This window comes from Paenibacillus sp. FSL K6-1330 (genome assembly GCF_037976825.1).
Classification (GTDB): domain Bacteria; phylum Bacillota; class Bacilli; order Paenibacillales; family Paenibacillaceae; genus Paenibacillus_AQ.
The window spans coordinates 7356774-7377552 of sequence record NZ_CP150269.1 but is presented as its reverse complement, the minus strand read 5'-3'; the positions used below and the strand labels follow the sequence as shown (position 1 = coordinate 7377552).

Annotated in this window: 21 protein-coding genes; 15 read left to right on the top strand and 6 right to left on the bottom strand. The window is 49.8% G+C overall.

Going from position 1 to position 20779, the window contains the following annotated elements; all coding sequences use genetic code 11:
* Positions 1–385: 385 nt before the first annotated feature.
* Positions 386–682 carry a hypothetical protein gene (locus tag NYE54_RS33585; RefSeq protein WP_076326590.1) on the bottom strand — a complete coding sequence of 99 codons (297 nt, stop codon included), beginning with the start codon at positions 680–682 and terminating at the stop codon, positions 386–388.
* Positions 683–1207: 525 nt separating this feature from the next.
* Between NYE54_RS33585 and yycF the strand changes: the two genes are divergently transcribed.
* From yycF to NYE54_RS33560, 5 genes are read left to right on the top strand one after another with little or no spacing between them, the layout of a single operon-like run.
* Positions 1208–1939 carry a response regulator YycF gene (gene yycF / locus NYE54_RS33580; protein WP_339269114.1) on the top strand — a complete coding sequence of 244 codons (732 nt, stop codon included), beginning with the start codon at positions 1208–1210 and terminating at the stop codon, positions 1937–1939.
* Positions 1939–3768 (top strand): cell wall metabolism sensor histidine kinase WalK, encoded by a 1830-nt coding sequence (gene walK, locus NYE54_RS33575; RefSeq protein ID WP_339269112.1) that lies wholly within the window; start codon positions 1939–1941, stop codon positions 3766–3768. Before yycF ends, walK begins: the two co-directional genes overlap by 1 nt.
* A complete protein-coding gene (gene yycH / locus NYE54_RS33570; protein ID WP_339269110.1) occupies positions 3765–5045 on the top strand; it encodes a two-component system activity regulator YycH in 1281 nt (426 codons plus the stop codon). The genes walK and yycH overlap by 4 nt, the downstream gene beginning before the upstream one ends.
* A 38-nt stretch (positions 5046–5083) precedes the next feature.
* Positions 5084–5833, top strand: a complete 750-nt coding sequence (yycI, locus tag NYE54_RS33565) for a two-component system regulatory protein YycI (protein ID WP_339269108.1) — start codon at positions 5084–5086, stop codon at positions 5831–5833.
* Positions 5834–5840: 7 nt separating this feature from the next.
* On the top strand, positions 5841–6644 hold the full coding sequence (locus tag NYE54_RS33560) for an MBL fold metallo-hydrolase (protein ID WP_339269106.1): 804 nt from the start codon (positions 5841–5843) through the stop codon (positions 6642–6644).
* 167 nt (positions 6645–6811) lie between these two features.
* Here NYE54_RS33560 and NYE54_RS33555 read toward each other — a convergent pair whose 3' ends face one another.
* Positions 6812–7075: an alpha/beta-type small acid-soluble spore protein gene (locus NYE54_RS33555; protein ID WP_256720877.1), complete on the bottom strand. Its 264-nt coding sequence runs from the start codon at positions 7073–7075 to the stop codon at positions 6812–6814.
* Between the two features lie 236 nt (positions 7076–7311).
* Complete coding sequence (locus tag NYE54_RS33550; protein ID WP_339269104.1) at positions 7312–8067, bottom strand: AraC family transcriptional regulator; 756 nt, start codon at positions 8065–8067, stop codon at positions 7312–7314.
* A 278-nt stretch (positions 8068–8345) separates the two neighbouring features.
* Here NYE54_RS33550 and NYE54_RS33545 point away from each other — a divergent pair, with 278 nt between their 5' ends.
* From NYE54_RS33545 to NYE54_RS33515, 7 genes are all read left to right on the top strand, one after another.
* Entirely contained in the window at positions 8346–9668 is a 1323-nt protein-coding gene (locus tag NYE54_RS33545) for a sugar ABC transporter substrate-binding protein (protein ID WP_339269102.1), read from the top strand.
* Positions 9669–9763: 95 nt separating this feature from the next.
* The gene (locus NYE54_RS33540) at positions 9764–10645 is read left to right on the top strand and encodes a sugar ABC transporter permease (protein WP_339269100.1); all 882 of its coding nucleotides are present in this window, start codon (positions 9764–9766) and stop codon (positions 10643–10645) included.
* Entirely contained in the window at positions 10642–11475 is an 834-nt protein-coding gene (locus tag NYE54_RS33535; RefSeq protein ID WP_339269098.1) for a carbohydrate ABC transporter permease, read from the top strand. Before NYE54_RS33540 ends, NYE54_RS33535 begins: the two co-directional genes overlap by 4 nt.
* Positions 11476–11505: 30 nt before the next feature.
* The gene (locus tag NYE54_RS33530) at positions 11506–12453 is read left to right on the top strand and encodes a nucleoside hydrolase (protein WP_339269096.1); all 948 of its coding nucleotides are present in this window, start codon (positions 11506–11508) and stop codon (positions 12451–12453) included.
* Positions 12454–13540: 1087 nt separating this feature from the next.
* Positions 13541–14908, top strand: a complete 1368-nt coding sequence (locus tag NYE54_RS33525) for a trypsin-like peptidase domain-containing protein (RefSeq protein ID WP_339269094.1) — start codon at positions 13541–13543, stop codon at positions 14906–14908.
* A 417-nt stretch (positions 14909–15325) separates the two neighbouring features.
* Positions 15326–15493, top strand: coding sequence for a CxxH/CxxC protein (locus NYE54_RS33520; protein WP_006207301.1), 168 nt, complete (start codon positions 15326–15328; stop codon positions 15491–15493).
* Between the two features lie 188 nt (positions 15494–15681).
* A complete protein-coding gene (locus NYE54_RS33515; protein WP_339269092.1) occupies positions 15682–16734 on the top strand; it encodes a GTPase in 1053 nt (350 codons plus the stop codon).
* Between the two features lie 103 nt (positions 16735–16837).
* Here the strand turns inward: NYE54_RS33515 and NYE54_RS33510 are convergent, their stop codons facing one another.
* From NYE54_RS33510 to NYE54_RS33500, 3 genes are all read right to left on the bottom strand, one after another.
* A complete protein-coding gene (locus tag NYE54_RS33510) occupies positions 16838–17131 on the bottom strand; it encodes a hypothetical protein (protein ID WP_076326602.1) in 294 nt (97 codons plus the stop codon).
* A gap of 108 nt (positions 17132–17239) precedes the next feature.
* Positions 17240–17692 carry a HEAT repeat domain-containing protein gene (locus NYE54_RS33505; RefSeq protein ID WP_339269089.1) on the bottom strand — a complete coding sequence of 151 codons (453 nt, stop codon included), beginning with the start codon at positions 17690–17692 and terminating at the stop codon, positions 17240–17242.
* Positions 17693–17733: 41 nt separating this feature from the next.
* Entirely contained in the window at positions 17734–17910 is a 177-nt protein-coding gene (locus NYE54_RS33500) for a DUF3934 family protein (protein WP_076326604.1), read from the bottom strand.
* Positions 17911–18176: 266 nt separating this feature from the next.
* On the opposite strand from NYE54_RS33500, the gene NYE54_RS33495 reads away from it, so the two are divergent.
* The 3 genes from NYE54_RS33495 (at position 18177) to rlmH (ending at position 20698) form a co-directional block, all read left to right on the top strand.
* Positions 18177–18755 carry a TetR/AcrR family transcriptional regulator gene (locus tag NYE54_RS33495; RefSeq protein ID WP_339269086.1) on the top strand — a complete coding sequence of 193 codons (579 nt, stop codon included), beginning with the start codon at positions 18177–18179 and terminating at the stop codon, positions 18753–18755.
* 76 nt (positions 18756–18831) lie between these two features.
* Complete coding sequence (locus NYE54_RS33490; protein ID WP_339269084.1) at positions 18832–19956, top strand: cytochrome P450; 1125 nt, start codon at positions 18832–18834, stop codon at positions 19954–19956.
* 262 nt (positions 19957–20218) lie between these two features.
* On the top strand, positions 20219–20698 hold the full coding sequence (rlmH, locus tag NYE54_RS33485; RefSeq protein ID WP_213647598.1) for a 23S rRNA (pseudouridine(1915)-N(3))-methyltransferase RlmH: 480 nt from the start codon (positions 20219–20221) through the stop codon (positions 20696–20698).
* Positions 20699–20779: the final 81 nt, after the last annotated feature.

The window sequence follows — 20779 nt, the reverse complement described above, 5'->3', positions numbered from 1 at the left end:
AAAGGACTCCCAAAGGCGTCTTCCAAGATATTTTCCCTTATCTGTCGAATCCATCCCCGTATTTCGGCCAGGCTGCGAAGCGGTGGCCGCCCCCTGAATCGGGGCGGTCGTAGGGAGGCGGTGTGGGTGGGACAGAACGGGAAATGTCTTTCCGGCCGCTGTTGTCCGCCCTTTGTCTGAATTGAATTTTATGAGGGGACAAAGGACTCCCAAAGGCGTCTTCCAAGATATTTTCCCTTATCTGTCGAATCCATCCCCGTATTCCGCCAGGCTGCGAAGCTGGTGGCCGCTCCCTAAATCGAGCGGCCGTAGGGAGGCGGTGTGAGTGGGGACAGAACGGGAAAGTGTCTGCAGTGGGGGCGCAAGTGGTGTCCCTCGATAAGAATTATTCTCTTTTGTAGGCGTAGACTAGGAGATTAACCAACGATAGTATCACCACTGCAATAAACATCATAAAGGAAACAGCGTCGCCGCTGGTTCCTAATTCATCTGCAAGGTAACCTATTTGATAGGTCAGATGAGCCGATACTGCCAAACTAATAAGGGTAATTATTGCGATTGTAAAGCCATTGATTATTTTATGGCGATTCCGAAAAATCATGATGAACAATGAGATGATCAGAATGAGGATAAACAGAATATATATGGGTCTAAAATGAGTAACTATATTTGTACTTTCCATCCAAATAACCCCTCCCTGTATTTATAGATTGAGCTCTCATTTTTAACTTAAATAAAACGGATGAAACTCCCTTAAAGCATGATTCCATCATAATCCAGAAAAGTTATGAATTTCAACTATCGAGACGGTTTTACAAGAGCACGATCTTCATCATTTTAATCCGCGCACTCATAAAGCGAAGGGAGTCCGCTCTCTTAATCTGTTATTCATTCGAGATTATCATTAAATTAGCCGCCCCCTGAATCAGGTGAGCTGTGAGGAGCTGTGGGTGTGTAGCGGCGGCAGGTGTGGTAAAATGGGAGGAAGACCGTTTAAGTGGTGAGTTCAAAAAGTCAAACTTTCAGCACCGAGAAGGTTGGATGAAGCTAGGGATTAGGAGCGGAGCGTACGTTTTGGGTACGTGAGCACCGGAAAGCCCGGCTGAATTCAAGATTCGATGTCGAGTGGGCTACTGGTGCTGCATCGTGATCAAAGGGGGCTTTTTTGAACATCCACTTTAAGTGAAGGTATGAGGTGAACAGGACAATGCAGGGAACCATTCTGGTGGTGGATGACGAACAACCCATCGCCGATATTTTAAAGTTTAACTTGGAAAAAGAGGGCTATGAGGTCATCTGCGCTTTTGATGGCATTAGCGCGGTAGAGATTGCACTCACGAAGCGGCCGGATTTAATGCTGCTTGATTTGATGCTGCCCGGAAAAGACGGAATGGATGTGTGCCGCGAGGTACGTGCCGCGAACCTGCAGATCCCGATTATCATGCTGACGGCGAAGGACGGGGAGATCGACAAGGTGCTTGGACTTGAGCTTGGCGCGGATGATTACGTGACGAAGCCGTTCAGCACCAGAGAAATACTGGCACGCGTGAAGGCGCATCTACGCCGTCAGCAGAAGCCGGACAACTCAGCGGATAACTCAGGCGGCACAAGTGTAGGCGGACAAGGCCTGCGGCTGTTTGAGCTGTTTATTGATACCGATATGTACATGGTTTACAAAAGCGGGGATGCGCTTGATCTGACGCACCGCGAATATGAATTGGTGTATTATTTGGCCCGTAATGCCGGCAAAGTGATGACTCGTGAACATTTGCTGCAGGCGGTATGGGGTTTTGAATACTTTGGCGATGTGCGGACTGTGGATGTTACCATTCGCCGACTTCGCGAGAAGATTGAAGAGAATCCGAGCAAGCCGGAATATATCCTGACTCGGCGCGGACTAGGCTACCTGATGCGCAGCGCTAAAAACGGAGGCCTGTAATGAAGTGGTTGTCCTTCTTCCGCACCATTCAGGCGAAGGTCATTATCATCTATGTCCTTCTCATTCTGATCGCGATGCAGCTGATCGGGGTGTATTTTGTTAGTGCGATGAAGAACTCGCTGACCAGCAACTTCACGAAGGATTTGCAGGAGCGCGCAGAGCTGATGTCGGTTCTGGCAGCCAAAACTCTTGGTGGCGAGAATGATACGGAGGAGGACCCGTATGAGAGCCTGCGTGTCATGGTGAACAATTTGTTCAATCTGAACGGAGCCGAGATCCAGGTGCTGGATCCCACCGGGCGGGTACTGACGACTTCGCTGCCCTCCCACGCTGATTATGTGAACACCAAGAACACGCAGACGGTTGTCAGCCGGGCCTTGCAGGGAATACAGGATAATGAAGAGTATATCATCGATGATGATAATATCCGCAAAAAAGTGGTGGCCAAGCCCGTCATGTACAACGAGAAAATCGTCGGTGCGATTTATATCGTAGCCAGCATGAGCGAGTTGTACAGCACGATGCAGCGGATCAACAATATTTTTATATCGGGCATTCTCTTGGCCCTTGGTTTGACGGCGGTGCTTGGCGTAATCCTGTCACATACGATTACCCATCCGATCAAGGAGCTGACCAAGCATGCCCGGGCGGTCGCGGATGGCCGGTTTACCGAGAAAACGCCAGTGTTCGGCAGCGATGAGATCGGCCAGCTCAGCCAGGCGTTCAACTATATGACCAGCCGTCTGCGCGAAGCCCTCTCGCAGAACGAAGAAGAGAAAGAGAAGCTTGCTTCGATTCTGACCAATATGAGCGACGGTGTTATCGCAACCGATGAAGCGGGACGCGTCATTCTAATGAACCGGCGCGCCGGAGAAATGCTGGGCGTGGAGGGGGAAGAGCTGGCAGGACACGATATCGTGTCCCTACTGGGTCTTGAGGAGTCCGAGTCGGAGGCGCTGGCGCTCAGCGAAGGTCATGATTCCAAACTGCTGGAGATTGTTCCGCACGAGGGCAGCGAACCGTTCATGATGCGTGTGACCTTTACTCCGATTCACCGGCGGGAGATTGGCATCACCGGTACGATTGCGGTGCTGCAAGACGTTACAGAGCAAGAAAAATTGGAAGCATCCCGGCGGGAGTTCGTGGCGAATGTATCCCATGAGCTGCGCACGCCGCTGACAACCATCAAGAGTTATACCGAGGCGCTCGAGGATGGGGCGCTGGAGGATAAACAGATGGGGCCGCGATTTGTCGGCGTCATTCAGAATGAGACCGGCCGGATGATCCGGCTGGTAACGGACCTGCTGCATCTGTCACGGCTTGATTACAAGGAGGCTGCGCTGCATAAGGAGCCAACGGACATTGTGGAGATGCTGGAGGACGTAGAGGACCGTTTCTCTTTCCAAATGAAGCAAAAGCATATCCGTACCATTATTGAGGTGAAACCGGGCGTATCGACAGCTATGCTGGACCGGGATGGCATTGATCAGGTTCTCGACAACCTGATATCTAATGCTCTTAAATATACGCCAGACGGAGGCACAATCACCATGGATGCAAGCATTACGGAGGAAGGCATGCTGTCCTTATCGGTAAAGGATACCGGGATCGGCATTCCGAAGAAGGATCTTGATCGGATCTTCGAGCGCTTCTACCGGGTAGATAAGGCCCGGACTCGCAATTTAGGCGGAACGGGGCTCGGTCTATCCATTGCCCGGGAAATTGTCAGGGCACATGGAGGTTTTATTACGCTTCATTCCGAGCTGGAGAAAGGCACCACGGTGACCTTCACCTTGCCCCTGGATTATGAGGGGAGGGCGTTAACGTGAAGGAACGATTAAAGACCATTCTGTTGGTTGTGTTGGTCGTTGGCAGTTTGCTGCAGAGTTACGTTTTGATTTTCCGCTTTCCAGGCAGTGATTCGGTTGTGCAATCTAAGAACGCCTATATCCGAACCGAGGAAATGGGCCCGGAGGAAAAGGCTGAGAATCTGCTCTTTCCCGACAAGATGATTATTCATCTGGGCGAAGACCAACATACGGTGTTCTATCCGAATGATACGTTCTACAATCTCGTATATAACCGGCTTAAAGGCCGAACCTTTGATAATTTCCAGCGACGGATGGTCAGTAACATCGATTGGGCCAAGGTTCGCTCCGAGAATCGGGGCATTGAGCTGAGCTTTGATTCCGGCATTCCGGTTACCCTGCTCCAGAGAGTGATGCAGATCGTTCCGGATTCCCTGTTTGAAGGGGAGAGCATCAATAAAATATGGCTGTACAGCGTGGAAGGCGAAGCGAAGATTCATGTGATGTTTTTCAGTACGAAGGGCGATGTCGTTTATGAAGCTGCGCAGGCGGATTTGACCGTCCAGGACGTGGATCAACTGGTGGACTTCGGGCTGAGCTGGACACCGTATAAGATGGTGAATGGCCGGTATTATACCCCGGAGAAGGAACTGAATATGGTCAGCATTGAACTGCCGATTGGCGAATATACGGTAGAGCAGATGCAGCGAAGTCTGTTCTTTGACCCTAGTATCACCCGCAACATCCGGGAAAAAGACGGGTCCGAGATTTATACGGACAGTAAACGGAGCCTGCAGGTAGATCAGGGGCAGAAATGGGTCAGTTATACCGATCCGGCTGCGCCGCCATCCGGTGAGAGCAGCCCCGGCAAGGACGTGCTGTCCGCCATCGATTTCGTGAATCAGCACGGGGGCTGGAATGGCACGTACAGGCTGGCTAAGGCGGGTGAATCCGAGGATCGGACGCTGGTCAAATTCCAGCAGTACTATGGCGGATACCCGATCCTGAATACACCAGGCTTTCAGTATGGCGTCATGGAATTGGATTTACAGCAGGGAACAGTCACCTCGTATGAGCGCTCGCTCTTATATCTTGAGTCTGCTGCCTTGAAGAAGCAGATGGTGAAGCTGACAGGGGGCGAGGCCTTGGAAGCGAAGCTGAAGCCTTATATCGAGGAGAAAAATATGGTTATGGGTCTGGATCCTGCTTATTTACCGGTGCTGACGGGAGAAGGGCTGCTGCTGAAGCCGGTATGGGCCTTAGAGCTCCAGAACGGGTCAGTTATCACACTCGAATAAATGATTTAGATATAATTGAATCACAAGGAGGGAAAATCATGGATTGGGGCCGTGCAAAAAATGTATTGATTTACGCGTTTTTGCTGCTGAATCTGGTGCTGGGCTATCAGCTCTGGATGGATTACCGCGAGCAGGTAGGCTCCAATCTGGATTTTACCTCGCTTTCCGACAGTACCCAACAGGTGATGGAGGAGAATGGGATTCAATTGCTGAGCCCGATTCCAACAGAAACGCCGCAGCTGCCCAAGATTAATTATATCTACAGCGCGGAAGCCCAGGGAGGGCCGGTAGGGCTGGAGCAGCCGGTGGATACCAAGCTGATTTATGCCGATGAGAAGGAATTGCGGAATGCGCTGGAAGGCAAGATCGCGGATCTTGGGAACTATCGCCATGATGAGCCATCGGATAAGGAGAACGTCTTCGTATTCCGACCGTTGGTGCAGAAGGAATGGCCCCTGTTTAATGTGGAATTGGAGTTCATCCATGAATCCCAGAAGATCCATGCGTTTCGCGTACCCGTGTTTGAGATTCTGCCAAGCAGCGATATGGTGGAGCAGAAGGTTCTGCCCGCATCGAAGGCATTGGAGACACTTATTGAACGTAATTTCATCCCGCCTGATTCGGCGGTAAGGGACATTCAGCTTGGCTATTATGGACAGTTGTTTAATACGGAGGATCAGTTAGCAGCACCAACCTGGCGGTTTACATTGGATCATGGCGAGATGATCTATGTACAAGGCATCAGCGGGGACGTGCTGACGCCAAAAAGCGATACGACAAAGGAGTAACAAGACTATGGGGATTTCATTTTCCGTGCTGTCGAGCGGCTCAACGGGCAATGCGACCATTGTCCGCAATGAGGATACGACACTGCTGATTGATGCGGGCTTAAGTGCAAAGCGCATTGATGAGCTGTTGAAGGAACGCGAAATGATGGGAGAAGAAATCGACGGGATCCTGGTCACGCATGAGCATTCGGATCATATCCGTGGGCTTGGCGCAGTGGCACGCAAATACAATCTGCCGATCTATGCGAATGAGAAGACGTGGGAAGCGATGAGCAAGTCGCTGGGCAAGATTGCGGAAGAGAACCGGATTGTGCTGGAGAGTCATGAGGTCAAGGATTTTGGCACGCTTCGGGTGGAGCCGTTTGAAATATCCCATGACGCTGCGGCACCGGTCGGTTATTGCTTCTATGACGGCGAGGAGAAGCTGGGCGTCGCTACGGACCTCGGTTATGTCAGTGATAAGGTGAAGAAAGCGCTGGATGGATCGGATGTCCTGGTCCTGGAAGCCAATCACGATATTGAGATGCTCCGGATGGGACGCTATCCGTGGAATACCAAACGCCGGATTCTCGGCGACATGGGGCATTTATCGAATAATTCGGCAGGCGATGCCTTAAGCGAGCTGCTGACGGGAGATACCAAACGTACATATCTTGCTCATCTCAGTCTCGATCATAACATGATGGAGCTGGCGAGAATGACCGTACGCGATACGATGGAGGACCGCGGCTGCTTCTTTAAGGATAGCGAGTTTAAATTGTGCGATACGTATTATGACCGTCCGACCCCTTGGGATAAGGTGGGAGAATAGGTTTCGGCAACGACAGGTTTACCGTAGGAAATTTATTTTCGAAGCCATCATATATTATTTATCATTATACAGGCATTACAAAAACAGCCCCACCGTCATAGGGATCTATGATATGGAGCTGTTTTTTCTGTTTAAGGAATACCATATTCCGAGAAACAAGGCTCGTTCTAGCGCTTGCTGAGGCTCTCTTGCGCCATACGAACCATCTCCCGGACCATGGAACCGCCAATCGCACCGCCGACTTTACCGGCCTGCTCGGTGGTCAAATCTCTGTTGTCGCCCGGTTTAAGGGGTACACCAAGTGACTTGGCGACCTCATATTTGACGTCCTGCTGTCTCTGCGGGTCTACTTGATAGCCTTCCTCCCGCATGACGTTGGTCATGAACTGCTGCATTTCGGGACTCCGGCGCCGCCTTGATCTTCTAGCCATTCCATAACCCCTCCTTACAGTATGGTTTCCCCTTCATAACATTCCCTGCAGGTCACCTACAGATGAATGGATAACCTAACCAGTTCAACTATGGGAAGAGCTGAAGAGAATGGGGTCGTGGGAGAGGTGGAAAATTCTTCACATAAGACAGAATCAGAGCATCGCTTGCATTCATTATCTGACGAAATCTTACCCACCATATAAACATAAAGGTATACCTTTAGATGTACTTCGTATTAGAGGCTGGGTTGTTTACGGAAGGTCATCGGGGTAACCCCGGTTTCCCGCTTAAATACAGCACAGAACTGGGAGTCCTTGACGAATCCCGAATCGTTAGCCACTTGCGAGATGGTCATTTCCGTGTGCAGCAGCAGGGACTTGGCATGATCCAGCCGTTTGCGCAGCAAATAGTGCTGGGGAGAGACGCCGGTTGTTTCCTTAAACAGATGGCGGAAGCGCTCGTAACTGTACCCGGACATGCTGGCCAATGATTCGCCGGAAATTTTTTGCTGAAAATGCTCGTCCATATAATTGATGGCGTATTTAAGCCGTCCTTCAACCGGCTGGAGATGCTTGTTCAGACCTACCAGACGCTGAATTTGCGTGGTCAACTCGCTGACGAGCAGATTGAGCATCTCATAATATCCCTCCTGCTGGGAGGTAAACTCATATTCCATCCTCAGAATCAGCTGCTGGATCGTATGTTTATCGTCATCCTCAATGACTTTGTTCAAATTGCGGATGACCTCTTCCTGTTCGCAGAGAAAGCCGATAAAGAGCAGCTCCGAATCGGAGGTATGCTTCTCATCGTGCAGGGTATGCGGAGAGACGAGGGCGAAGGTATGCGGTTTGAAGGTGAAATTGGTCGTTCCGATCCGCGTATTTCCGCTTCCGCCAAAGTAATAAACAAGTTCATAGCATTTATGCTGATGCAGCTGAATGTAGGTGTCTTTTTTATGGTGAGTATGGAAAAGAAACAGCAACCGGTTCATAATTCCCCTCCTTGTGGCTAAATATTAGCCGATTATTATAAAAAGATGACCGAATTCGGGTGATATCCCGCTTGTTTTATTGTTATTATCCTATCAGTTAGTTCCTATTATGACAATTCGACAAGGCGTGTCATCTTATGCTTTAGGGGGACGTTTCTATTCTATTGTCGGTATTTTTGTTATTTTCGTTACAGGTTATGGGTTAGGAACCAACAAACTATAGAGAAAAACGGGGGAGTCGGCTTATCATGGTATTTTCTAAAAAGAGAAGTTTTACAATGTTAGTGGCATTACTCATGGTTTCACTATTGCTCTCCGCATGTTCCGGGTCTGGAACTGGAAGCAGTACGGGTGGATCGGGGGAGAAATCAGGTTCGAAGACCCTGACGATTATGGCGGAAACCAGTTCCCATGCGGATGCGTTCAAGAGCATCATCCCTGACTTCGAGAAAAAGTACGGCGTGAAAGTGAATGTCGTGGAACTTCCTTACGACCAGTATCAACAACAGCTTAAATTAAAATTTGTATCCGAACAGGTCGATTTCGATTTGGCGTACATCCCGATCGGCTGGGTGCCTGAATTCCAACTGGCGAACTATATCGTTCCGATTGCCACGGAGCAGGCCAAACTGGACGAGCTGGAATTGGATGATTTTCCGGGAATCGACAATGCTTATTTCGGTGCGGACAAACAGCTGTATTTCCTTCCTTATATGAATGAAACGCACGGTATTCTGTATCGGACCGACCTGTTTGAAGATGCAGCCGAGAAGAAAGCGTTTCAGGAGAAGTATGGCTATGAGCTTCAGCCGCCGCAGACGATGCAGCAGTACAAGGATATCGCGGCATTCTTCAACCGTCCGGACGAGAACCTGTACGGTGTGACTCTGATGGGCGAGAATAGCATTCTGTCCGGTTTTGCGTTCTATAACCGTCTGTTTAACTACGGCGGCGACTTATACGACGACAATTATAAACAGCAATTTAACAATGAAGCGGGTATCAAAGCGCTGAAAGACTTCAAGGAATTGTTCCAGTATGCTTCTCCTGCGGCCAGACAGTATGGTTGGTCGGATGCTTCCTCCGAGTTCCTGCAAGGACGCAGCGCGATGGCGGAGATGGCCACTACGGTAGCGCAAATGGCGCAGGATCCGAATCAGTCCACTATTGCCGGTAAGGTTGGCTTCACTGCAATTCCGGCAAATGACGACAACACCAGCGACATTAAACGCTTCTATCTGCCATACGGCTTTGTCATGACCAAGCATTCCGACAATCAGGAAGCCGCTTTCCAATGGATGGAGTTCGCAACCAGCCAGGAAATGATGGAGAAAGCGGCGCCGGTAGGAAACATTCCTGCCCGTACTTCGGCACTTACTGGAAGTTTGGCTTCGGAATACAGCTTCTATGAGCCGCATGCGGACATCATGAATTCCTTCCGCTTGGAGACGTTGCCGCTCATTCCGGAAGGTTCGACGATTACAGGCGAAATTCTGCCGAATGCCGTCGTGAAATATTTGTTCGGCGAACGAGCTGCCGAGGATGCCCTGAAAGAGGCGGAAACCGAATTCAATGAATTGATGAAATCGCGAGGATACTAAGGATCATACAGGAATGACAGCAGTTCGCTGCTAAGAGAAAGGAAGGGGCACCCTTCCTTTCTCTATATTCTCTAACGTAAGGCGGTTAATGAACAATGCCATCTCAACCACGTGAAAGACTATGGTTCGTTTTGCCGGGCATTCTGATCATCGTTCTGGTTCTGCTGATTCCGATTCTGGCAGCACTGGGACTCAGTTTTTTCTCCTACCCGCTACAGCGACCGGATTTGGGCATCCAATTTATTGGACTCGATAATTTCAAAAGGCTTCTGGCGGACACCACCTTCATGAATTCATTATGGAGAAGTGTCCAGTTCACGGTAGGTGCCGTTGCCGCGGAAATGATCGTGGGAACGATGCTGGCCCTGCTGCTGAAGGGTCATGTGTGGGGGAAGTCATTCTTCAAAGTTGCCTTTATGGTCCCTATGATGATGGTTCCGGTTGTTGTCGGGGTAGCCTGGAGGCTGTTCCTGCTTCCGGAATTTACGCCGCTAGGACCCATCTTTAAATTTCTGCATATTCCCTTCGATACATCGAAGCTGCTGACCGATCCGGGCTGGGCGATGTTCTCTGTCATTCTGGCGGACGTGTGGCAGTGGAGTCCGTTTGTCATGATTATGGTACTCGCTAACCTTCAAGGGATCCCGGACGATGTGTACGAGGCCGCCCAGATGGACGGGGCTTCCAGATGGAAGACCTTCTGGTCGATGACCTTGCCATTGGTTGCCCCGGCTTTGCTGTCTGTAGCCGTGCTGCGGGCGATGGACGCCGTCCGGACCTTCGACTTGGTCTACATTCTAACCAGTGGCGGACCGGGCACGGCAACCGAGCTGGTGTCTGTATACAACTATAAAATCGCATTTAGCCGCTATGACATGGGATATGCGTCGGCTGTCTCCACTGCCGTGATGATACTGCTGGCCGTGGTCATATTCGGCGCGCTTTATATGCTTAGCCGGGGAGGGAAGAAGCGATGAATAGCCGAAAACTGAAAGACCATCTGTTTACGGGATTCAAAACAGGGATACTTCTCCTGTTCTTCCTCTTCTTCATGCTGCCGATCGTATGGGTGGCGCTGACATCGATTAAACGCCCTGTTGACCAGATGGCCATTCCGCCGGTCTGGTTCCCGGAGCAGCCGGTCTTTGACAGTTACCTGACCCTGTTTCAGAATCCGGATTTTGTGACAAGCCTGGTGAACAGCCTGCTGATTTCCGGCATTGCCACGTTGATCACCGTGGTTATCGGTGCGATTGCGGCTTATTCGATTGAACGCTTCCGTACCGGGGGCCCGCTGCTGCCGAATCTGCTCTTGATGACGCGGATGATTCCGCCCGTTGTCGTGATTGTGCCGATCTTCCTGCTGGCTTACCGCGTAAATCTGCTGGATACGTATGTTCTTTTAATCATTACCTATTCTGCGCTGAATATGGCGCTAATCATATGGCTGCTCCGTTCCTTCTTCGCCCAGCTGCCCGTGGAGATGGAGGAGGCGGCGATGATTGACGGCTGTTCCCGCATCGGATTGTTCTTCCGCATCGTGCTGCCGGTGGTCATCCCGGGCATTGCGGCAGCGGGGCTGATCTGCTTCATCTTCTGCTGGAATGAGTTCCTGTTCGCGGTGACGCTGTCGGGCGCCCATACGAAGACGATGCCGGTTCTGACCAGCACCTTCGTGAGCGAACGCGGACTGGACCGGGGGCTGATGTCGGCCAGCGGCTTGATATCTAGCCTGCCTGTTATTGTACTAACGATTGTGTTCCAGCGCTATTTGGTGAGCGGTCTCACCCAGGGAAGTGTAAAGTAATATTTTTCGTATGGAGAGAGGAAGAATTCAATGAAAAAGGTAATTATTGACTGTGATCCGGGGATGGACGATTCCCTGGCCCTGATCTTGGCGATCAAATCCCCTGCCCTTCAGGTAGAGGCCGTTACGACGGTAGCCGGTAACTATCCGATCGATGTGACTAGCACGAATGCCCTGAAAGTCATGGAGCTGCTTGGGAAGATCGATATCCCTGTGGCTAAAGGCATGGGGAAACCGCTGGTGCGAGCACTGGCTTCCGATCCGTTCAGTCATGGTTCGGACGGACAAGCTGAATATCATCTGCCGGCGCCGAAGCTCGAGCTGTCAAGCCTGCATGGCGCTGACATGATTATAGAGATGGTCAAGAAGAATGAGGGAGATATTCATATTCTGGCGCTGGGTCCCCTGACCAATGTGGCGCTGGCCATGATGATTGCACCGGAGATCAAACCGATGATCAGCTCGATCACGGCGATTGCCGGTTCCTATGGTCTTAATAGATATGCAACAGCTAACGCTACCGGCGATAATCCGCAGAGTGAGTGGAATGTGTACGTGGATCCGGAAGCTGCAGAGATCGTATTTAACTCAGGCGTGCCGCTGTATGCCATCGGATTGGACGTTGCTACTCATTTTGACGTGAACTTTACGGAGAGTGAGCTTGCCGAGCTGAAGCAGTCTCAAAACCGCGAGGCGGATTTCCTGCATAACATGATTCAATTCGTGCTGGGACGCGGCTTTGAATCGTATTGCGTGCTCATCGATTCGATGGCTGTCGCCGCAGTAATCGAGCCTTCCTTGATTCAATACGTGAAGGGCAAGGTTGGGATCGAGACGAAGGGGGAATTAACCCTGGGCATGACGATTTTGGATACGCGCCATCACCATACTTGGGAACATTTGCCCGAGATCAATGTGGCCTATGAAGCGGACTACCGCCGTTTCTTACGAATGGTGATGGATGCCGTGCTCGCTTAATTGCGGGGAGAGCCTATTATCTTGTCAGTAGTGGGCGCATAGGTTAGATTCATCTTCAACCAGAAACCCTACCATATGTGATAGGGTTTCTGGTTTTTTTAATAGGGAAACGGGATAAGCCGATCTTGTCTACAGGGGTCAAGCGGAGAGTAGCAGGAAGAATTTTTCCAAGGGGTGGCTTAGGAAGAATAAGTTGCGGGGAATCCAAATAGGAATGATGTGTGGGTCGCCGAAGTCCCCTTCAACGTTGTGTTCTGGACTGGATCGATTTGTCATGAGAGACTGACAATATTGCCATTTTCTTTACATAATTGTCCGGTATCCTGTTTAAGGGGGGAATGCGCGAATGAGGGTTGTAGGCTGTTAGGAATAGCGGATATGCCGGAAGAGAAAAGTTGGATTGAAGAAAATGCCTGCATAATGGAACCATTTGGTTGTCTGCACGTATACAAGGTTAATAGGTTCATCCGGGCTATTCGTTGTTATGAAATGAAGAATCTCTCATTGTACTGACTCTCAAAATTGCCATCAATTTGGCATTTGTATTTATTAAAGAAAGCTGACGTGAACCTCTGTTCGTGTGGTACAATAGAAACCTAGAAGGTTTGAATGCTTCTGTTAAGCACTTGCATCGAATAAGTACCAGGGCGTTTGCATTTCTAAAATGCGGCCAGCCCAGGTTTTCCCATCTTTTTTCAGAAAAAACAGATGTTTTGCGCTTAAGTCGCCCTGTTTGTGGTAATAGAAGAATACAGGGTTTTTTTTGAACTGTTGGGTGGCAATACATACCTTTTTTGGAACTACATTTCAGACTATGGATTGAAATATTCAATGTAAAGCCATATTTCGATAAAAGTTCAAGCAGAATGCTCAAAAATGCAACTTTTTTAGCCGCTGAAGAGTCTTTACAATAGAGAGATATTTAACAGGTGATACGCTGCCGATTTCATAGGAAACTAGATACACTCGGTACAGGGCAGGTTGTTATGACGACAAGATGATTTCATAGGTCAGTCGGTAATGGCGGAGGGTCTGAAGCTGGTAAAGTATCTTGACGCGTAGCAACCAAGGGGAGAGAGGGATCGCAATGGGATTATTTGACGATGATTTCTATTCAACTAAAATTTCCAGACGGAGCAAAAATACCAGCGAGGACCGACCTGAGCGAACGAAGTGGCGGACGACCCGCCGTAAAAAGGGTTTATCGACATTCCAGATTTCCGCGATCAGTTCGGTGTGCAGTGCTCTGATTGCGGTGATGCTGTTTAGCTTCATAACGGGCCATCCTGCAACCTCTTCACCGATTACCCTGATTAATGGCAGCCATCAGCTGTCCACGTCCGATGGGGATCCCTATGAACGGATTATTAGCGTTGCTCAGAAGGTGCGACCGGTTGTTGTCAGTGTGCTGACACATAAAGAGAGCGCGGTGCCTGAAGAGGAAGGCCCTGAGGGAGAAGGGGTGGAAGAGGATTTCGGTACCCTGCCAGAGGAAGAGGGAGACTTTGAGCTTCCGGAGGGATTCGACTTCGGTGAGGATTTTGATTTCGGAAATGATTTCGGCAGTTCACAGGAAGACACCCTGGGCTCTGGCGTTATCTTCAAGAAACTTGAAGGCAAAGCCTTCGTGATTACGAATAACCATGTGGTTCAAGGTGCCGTTTCCCTTGAGGTAGTGCTGGTAGGTGGCGAGAAGAAGAAGGCGACGTTGGTCGGAACAGACAAAGTTAGCGATATTGCTGTTCTGTCGATTGACAGTAAAGGCATCGGAGAGGTCGCAGAGTTTGGGGATTCCTCCAAGCTTCGACTCGGCGAAACGGTCATCGCTATCGGCAACCCGCTGGGCCTGGGCGACACGCTCACATCCGGGATTGTCAGCTACACGAACCGTGTGATACCGGTATCCCTGAACCAGGACGGCATCTACGATTGGGAGCAGGCGGTCATTCAGACCGACGCTGCCATTAATGAGGGGAATAGCGGGGGCGCTTTGGTGGATTTGAACGGTAAAGTTATCGGCATCAACACGATGAAAATTGCGGACACCGGCGTAGAAGGGCTTGGGTTTGCAATTCCGGTCAATGAAATTACGGAGGTTGTAACCGAGTTAATGCTGAAGGGGCATATTGCACGCCCTTATCTTGGCGTATACACCGTGGACTTGGGTAACCCGTATGCTCCACTGAGCAAGAAGGAGAAGGAGAACCTCAAGCTGCCGAAGACGGTAACCGAAGGCGTGGTCGTGCTGGATGCGCTTGGACCTGCGCTGGATGCCGGCCTGCAGCTGAACGACGTGATCATCAAACTGGACGGCAAACCGATCACGACAACGCTGGAGCTGCGTAAGCATCTCTACCTTAACACAAAGGTGGGCAAAGACCTGGACGTGACCTTCTATCGTGACGGCAAGCTGCAGTCGCTGAAGGTGATGCTGGAAGAGAAGCCTGGAGAATAATACCGGCTGGATATTGGCTGACTTGCTTGGCCCAAGTCACTGCAGATTTTTTGGAGTAAATGTGCTTGTCCATTGTTTAATGCAGTAGGTTCATGGGTATATATTATGGTTAGCGTTGAATAATATCCAATATAGAGAGATTGAAAAAGGTTAGATACGAGCCGTGAAACGGCCGCGAAGAAGAGCGTGGATTACGCTCTTTTTTTGCTGTCTGCATCGAAATGATGGTGGGTATAAGGACTTTGGATGTGAAATCCATGGATAGATAGGAAGCTTTTGTGGATTGAAAAACGGCCGGGATGAGCAAATGGGTTAAAAACATTTCTTTTTCTCGTAGAGTGTGGTAGAACAGAAGAGTGGCTATACTGGTTTGAAGAAAAACACAACATGAGGCGAAAGATAGAAAGGATGCATAGAATGTACGTCGTATGCAAGGAACATGTGGAACTAGCGATCGAAAATTTCGTGGATGAATATGAGGATGCCCCGGATATTGTTGATCTGAAGGAGACCGAGTTTTCGGACTGGGACCCACCGGTGAAGTGCGCGGAGTGCGAGAAGCATGCTGAGTTTTTAGTTGTGTAACGTGAATATTTAAATTAAATAAATAATCCAAATGAGAAAGCGTGATGAATTCACGCTTTTTTTGTTTAAAGAGATGTTGAAGTGAATAGAAGAAACAAAGCTTCGATGGACAGTCCTCCGTAGTGTATGATGGATGTATAGATTGCACGGAGGCGCGGGTAACCTAGCGTGAATGGAGACGATCAGAAATGGGTGACTACAGAAGATCATGGGAAGACGAGATCAGTCGGGCAGCCGATGAGGCCTATGAGAAAGAAATGGATGACATCAACCGACAGTTGAAGGAGGAAATTCTCATCGCTCTGATAGGTGATGTGAATACAGGCAAGTCCTCCACCATGAACCGGATTGTCGGTGAAGAGGTCGCTGGTGTCGGGGCAGAGCCTGGAGAAACGACGGAAATTAAACCGCATAAGTACAAGGAGCATATTTACTTCATGGATACACCCGGGTTGAATGATGTGAACACCGCGAACTCGGAGATCACCTTGAAATACTATAAACAAGCGGATATCGTTCTATTCTTCCTGAACGCTGCGGGTACGGTCTTCTCCGAGGCGGAGAAGAAATCCTTCGAGAAGATTCAGGACGTGAACTCCAACATCTTGATCGTGCTGAACAAAATAGACGCTGCAGATGAAATCGACCGCCTGGTAGCACGGATTAAGAAGGAGACCGGTGGGCATTATGAGGTTGCGCCGGTATCTTCACGGACGGGAGAGAACATTGACCGGCTGCGGAGCAGCATTCTGGAGATGCTTAAAAAAAAGTCTAAAGACATTCTCTTTGCCAAAAGTATCAAGGAGAAGTCAGCGACTGCCAACGGATGGATCATCGGAGCCTCGATCTCGGCAGGAGCGGTAGGCGCATCACCCATTCCGGGGTCGGATATCATTCCGATCACCGGCATTCAGGTGAGTCTGCTCACCAGGCTTGCGGTGCTGTACAATAGGCCGATCAGTAAGGAGACGGCGAAGGAGCTGGTCATTGCCACGATATTCGGGAATATCGGCAAGAGTATTTTTCGGCAGATTGTGAAGGTTTTCCCTGGAGCGGGGTCGGTCGCCGGAGCAACGGTAGCGGGTGCCACTACCCTGGCGCTGGGATATGCGGTGAAATACGCTTACGAGCACAACATCGAGATCAATACGGCGAATATTACGAAGCTCTACAAGAGGTTCAGGGAGAAGGCGGAGACGGAAACCGAATCGGAATCGGAATCCAAGTCCGAGTCGAAGTAAGGAAGACGATGTCGAATGCATTCCACATCTAACGAATGGAAATAGAAAAAGGGGCCAACGGCCCCTGATCATAGCTGCGTCATTGCAGCGACATTATCATGATTTACTTAATGGCCGCAGCGTGATCGGCTTTTGCCTGCTCCAGCATCGATTTCCAATCTGGGAAATCGGTTTCTCTTGAAACATGACGGTCAAACAGTTCATCCGGAATGTTATCGATATCTTCGTGCGTTTCCACTTGGAAGTTACCTTTTACCACAAAATCTCCAAAACTGCTGTGCGATGAATGTTTACGCATAAACGATTCATTGAACAGTTTTTCCAGAGAGATGTTATCCGGATCCTCCTGTACCGATTTTTGGCCTTGTAATTCCTTCAACAGATCATCAAACGACATGGGCTTTTGCTTTCTCAGAGTACCACTCCTATAACTAATATTTGTGTTCAGTATAACATAACCGGATTTCTCATATACAGAGTCAGCTCCGGAAGGCTTGACGCCTTGTTATCTTCTTAATAATGAAGACCAAGTCTGTTCCAGCCAGTGATCAAAGTCATCGCCCTTGTCACCTTCGTACGTATCGTAGATGTCGATTCTCATCTTTTTTAATTTCTCTTTGAAGTCTTCATACGTGTGGTCACGGGGAAGGCTTTTTTTAATGCGGAGCAACACCTTCGAAACGTCCTTCATCAGTTCGCCTTTGGGTCTTTCCGGCATCTGCACGTCCTCACCAAAGGCCAGGAGTTTACGATAGGCTGCCTCTCGCACTTGATAAACCGCATCCGTATTTAGTCTATGCAGCAAAATATCAATGGATTTCTGATTTTTCCAATTTCCCAACGCTTCCACCGCGTCTAACCGTTCTCTCCAATTGGCATTCCGGTTGGCGGAGCTTTTGAGCTCCTCGTAATTCTCGGGCATGTCCGTTATTAATTCTTGATTGTCCAAGCTCTTCATCTCCTTCAATATGATGTATCAGGTCGATCTGTACCATATGTTCATTTCGGGGTACCTTTATGATTCTCGGCTTCCGATGTACCGTCTGCCTGCTTGGCCCCTTTACTGGTATAAGGTTTGGGTTTACTCTTCGCTCTTCTCGCACTTGCATCCCAGCGGCTCCAGCCCTTCTTGCCTGTGCCTCTGCCTGTTCCGCCCTTGCCCTTGGATTTACTCAACCCATCACTCCGTTACGGTATATTCTTGTCCCTATATGCTGATTGTTTACCAGCACTGTTGAAATATACACTGTATTGGGCCATATGTATAGGATACCACGGAAATCAACATAAGAATCGAATTATATGGAGATTGAGATTTCGGTATAAGTAGGGGCATGTCTTCGGTTGACTAATTTTTGCCAGCATGGTATTTTATTTTTGAACTGACCAGTCAGAATAAGAACGGTGATCTGAAATTTAGTTGTGAAAGGGCCGATTCGATTGTGAGCAAAGATAAAATTATCCAAGCAGCCATTGAAGTATTCTCCGAGAACGGATATCACCGCGCAAGCATGGACGAGATTGCCGCCCGCGCACAGGTTGCCAAGGGGACTCTGTACTATAACTTCCCGGGCAAATCCCAGCTCTTCAAGACGGTGGTGAAGCAGGGCTTCGAAGATATTATGCAGCGGACGGAGGCAGATCTGAATTCCTCCCTGCCAATGAAGGAGAAGATTGAGCGCACGATTCGCCATCATCTGGATCTGTTTCTCGAATCCCGCCATTTCTCGCACATCGTATTTAATGAGATTTCGAACGGCATCGAGCAGGATGTTCTGGACGAGTTGAAGGAGCTGAAACGGAAGTATTTAAGCTTCCTGGCAAGCATCATCGAGGAAGGTCAGTGCGAAGAGAACCTGTGCCGTGCCGTTGATCCTAATCTGGCCGCTGCCAGTATTGTCGGAACGCTGGAGAGCACATGTAATTATTACCTGAATCATCAGGGTACGTATTCACGCGAGGATCTGGAGCGGTTTGCCTTCACGATGATTACCCAAGGCCTGTTTATATCGCTTGAATAAGCAAGGCCTTCTTTTTTTAAGCATGTATAACTGACCAGTCAGTTCAAATTAGCGATGGAAAGCGAAGGTGTTAAGCATGGAATGGAATAAGAACGGTTTACTTCCGCTGGAATGGTTCCGCCAGATGCGGACGGAATCTCCGGTGGAGGCAATTGAGGGTAATGGAGGCTGGAACGTTTATAAATACGTGGATGTTAAAGCCGTCTTCACGAATTACGAATTGTTCTCTTCTCAAGGGTCCTCTTCTTCCGATGATCCGATTGAATCCAGCATCTTGCGGCAGGATCCGCCGAAGCACCGTCAGCTGCGTAAGCTGGTATCCCATGCTTTTACGCCTCGTATCATAGAATCGCTTGCCCCCAAGATCCAGGAGATCACGACATCCCTGCTGGACGAAGCGGAGAAGAAGGGGAAGATGGATATCGTTGCCGATCTCGCAAGTCCGCTGCCGATCACGGTGATTGCCGAGATGCTCGGCGTATCGATGGAGGACCGGGAGCGATTTAAGGCGTGGTCGGACGCCCTGGTAGGTAACAATGAGGATGCTTATTATCAGTGTCAGCGTGAGATGAGCGAATACTTCTCCGAAATCGCGGAGAATCGCCGTCGTCATCCCCAGGACGATCTGATTACGAAACTGGTGGAGGCGCGCATTGACAATGAACATCTCACCGACCTGGAGATTATCGGATTCTGTATTCTCCTTCTCGTAGCGGGTAATGAAACGACAACTAATCTGATCTCATCGGCGGTGCTTGCCTTTGATAGCCTGCCTGAGGTCCGTGCAGAGGTACTTGGAGATTCAACGATGCTTCCAGGGGCAATCGAAGAAGTCTTCCGTTACTTCTCACCTGTTCAATTGATGTTCCGCAGCGTGAAGCAGGACACGGTGCTGCGCGGGCAGGAGCTGAAGCAGGGACAGTTCGTTTATATCTGGATGGCTTCGGCCAATCATGACGAGGATGTGTTCGAGCAGCCGGACGTATTCAACATCCACCGGAATCTGAACCCGCATTTGGGCCTCGGAAGCGGCATCCACTACTGTATGGGCTCACAGCTGGCGCGGATGGAGTCCCGGATTGCCCTCCAGACCCTGTTGGATCGTTACCCCGAATTTCGCCGTGATCGCTCCGTAGAGCTGGAACGGATGGATAGCACGATGATGTTTGCGCTGAAGGAGCTGCCGGTCTTTTTAAAATAGACACGAAGAGAAGAGTCACTCTCAGAGAGCGGCTCTTTTTTTTCGATAATCGCTGTAAGTTGGTCAAACACAGTCGAACAAGCTTAGAAGTAAATGAGTTGGCAATCTCAAACTCTAATGCTCTGCTGGCTTTTGCGTTGACAAGGAAATGAGGGAGCTTGCTGTAGGAAGGCGGGGCGGGTCTGGGTATGTCCTTTAATTGGTGGCGGTACAATGTTAGAATGAACGACATAACAGCAGAGTTTAAGGAGCGAAAAACGCTATGAATATACAGATGGTATGCGTAGGCAAGTTGAAGGAGAAGTACCTGGTGCAGGGCATTGCGGAGTACAGTAAGCGTCTTGCGCCTTACGTGCGCTTGTCCGTGCACGAGGTGCCGGATGAGAAGGCCCCGGAGAACATGAGCGAAGCGGAGATGCGCCAAGTGCAGGAGAAGGAGGGCGTCGGTATTCTCAGCCACATCAAGCCGGACACGCACGTCATTGCTCTCGCGATCGGCGGCCAGCTGTGGTCCAGCGAGGACCTGGCGGCCCACATCGACAAGCTGGGGACGTACGGCACCAGTAACGTCGCCTTTGTCATTGGCGGCTCTAACGGCCTCTCCGAGGACGTACTGAAGCGCGCCCAAACGAAGCTCAGCTTCGGGCGGATGACCCTGCCGCACCAGCTGATGCGGCTGGTGCTGGTAGAGCAGATTTATCGGGCGGTGAAGATTAATCGGGGGGAACCGTATCATAAATAACGAAAAGCCCTAAACAAGCTCCCCTTTAAGTAGACAGGATTAATAAATAAACCGGCTACTTCAGAGGAGCATATCAGTTGC

Excerpts from the sequence above, each read along its gene's own strand:
- NYE54_RS33525 (WP_339269094.1), top strand. The coding sequence starts at position 13,541 with ATGGGATTATTTGACGATGATTTCTATTCAACTAAAATTTCCAGACGG.
- NYE54_RS33530 (WP_339269096.1), top strand. The coding sequence starts at position 11,506 with ATGAAAAAGGTAATTATTGACTGTGATCCGGGGATGGACGATTCCCTG.
- walK (WP_339269112.1), top strand. The coding sequence starts at position 1,939 with ATGAAGTGGTTGTCCTTCTTCCGCACCATTCAGGCGAAGGTCATTATC.
- NYE54_RS33505 (WP_339269089.1), bottom strand. The coding sequence starts at position 17,692 with ATGAAGAGCTTGGACAATCAAGAATTAATAACGGACATGCCCGAGAAT.
- NYE54_RS33515 (WP_339269092.1), top strand. The coding sequence starts at position 15,682 with ATGGGTGACTACAGAAGATCATGGGAAGACGAGATCAGTCGGGCAGCC.
- NYE54_RS33585 (WP_076326590.1), bottom strand. The coding sequence starts at position 682 with ATGGAAAGTACAAATATAGTTACTCATTTTAGACCCATATATATTCTG.
- NYE54_RS33550 (WP_339269104.1), bottom strand. The coding sequence starts at position 8,067 with ATGAACCGGTTGCTGTTTCTTTTCCATACTCACCATAAAAAAGACACC.
- NYE54_RS33510 (WP_076326602.1), bottom strand. The coding sequence starts at position 17,131 with ATGTCGTTTGATGATCTGTTGAAGGAATTACAAGGCCAAAAATCGGTA.
- NYE54_RS33545 (WP_339269102.1), top strand. The coding sequence starts at position 8,346 with ATGTTAGTGGCATTACTCATGGTTTCACTATTGCTCTCCGCATGTTCC.
- NYE54_RS33555 (WP_256720877.1), bottom strand. The coding sequence starts at position 7,075 with ATGGCTAGAAGATCAAGGCGGCGCCGGAGTCCCGAAATGCAGCAGTTC.
- NYE54_RS33540 (WP_339269100.1), top strand. The coding sequence starts at position 9,764 with ATGCCATCTCAACCACGTGAAAGACTATGGTTCGTTTTGCCGGGCATT.
- yycF (WP_339269114.1), top strand. The coding sequence starts at position 1,208 with ATGCAGGGAACCATTCTGGTGGTGGATGACGAACAACCCATCGCCGAT.
- rlmH (WP_213647598.1), top strand. The coding sequence starts at position 20,219 with ATGAATATACAGATGGTATGCGTAGGCAAGTTGAAGGAGAAGTACCTG.
- yycI (WP_339269108.1), top strand. The coding sequence starts at position 5,084 with ATGGATTGGGGCCGTGCAAAAAATGTATTGATTTACGCGTTTTTGCTG.
- NYE54_RS33535 (WP_339269098.1), top strand. The coding sequence starts at position 10,642 with ATGAATAGCCGAAAACTGAAAGACCATCTGTTTACGGGATTCAAAACA.
- NYE54_RS33560 (WP_339269106.1), top strand. The coding sequence starts at position 5,841 with ATGGGGATTTCATTTTCCGTGCTGTCGAGCGGCTCAACGGGCAATGCG.
- NYE54_RS33520 (WP_006207301.1), top strand. The coding sequence starts at position 15,326 with ATGTACGTCGTATGCAAGGAACATGTGGAACTAGCGATCGAAAATTTC.
- NYE54_RS33490 (WP_339269084.1), top strand. The coding sequence starts at position 18,832 with ATGGAATGGAATAAGAACGGTTTACTTCCGCTGGAATGGTTCCGCCAG.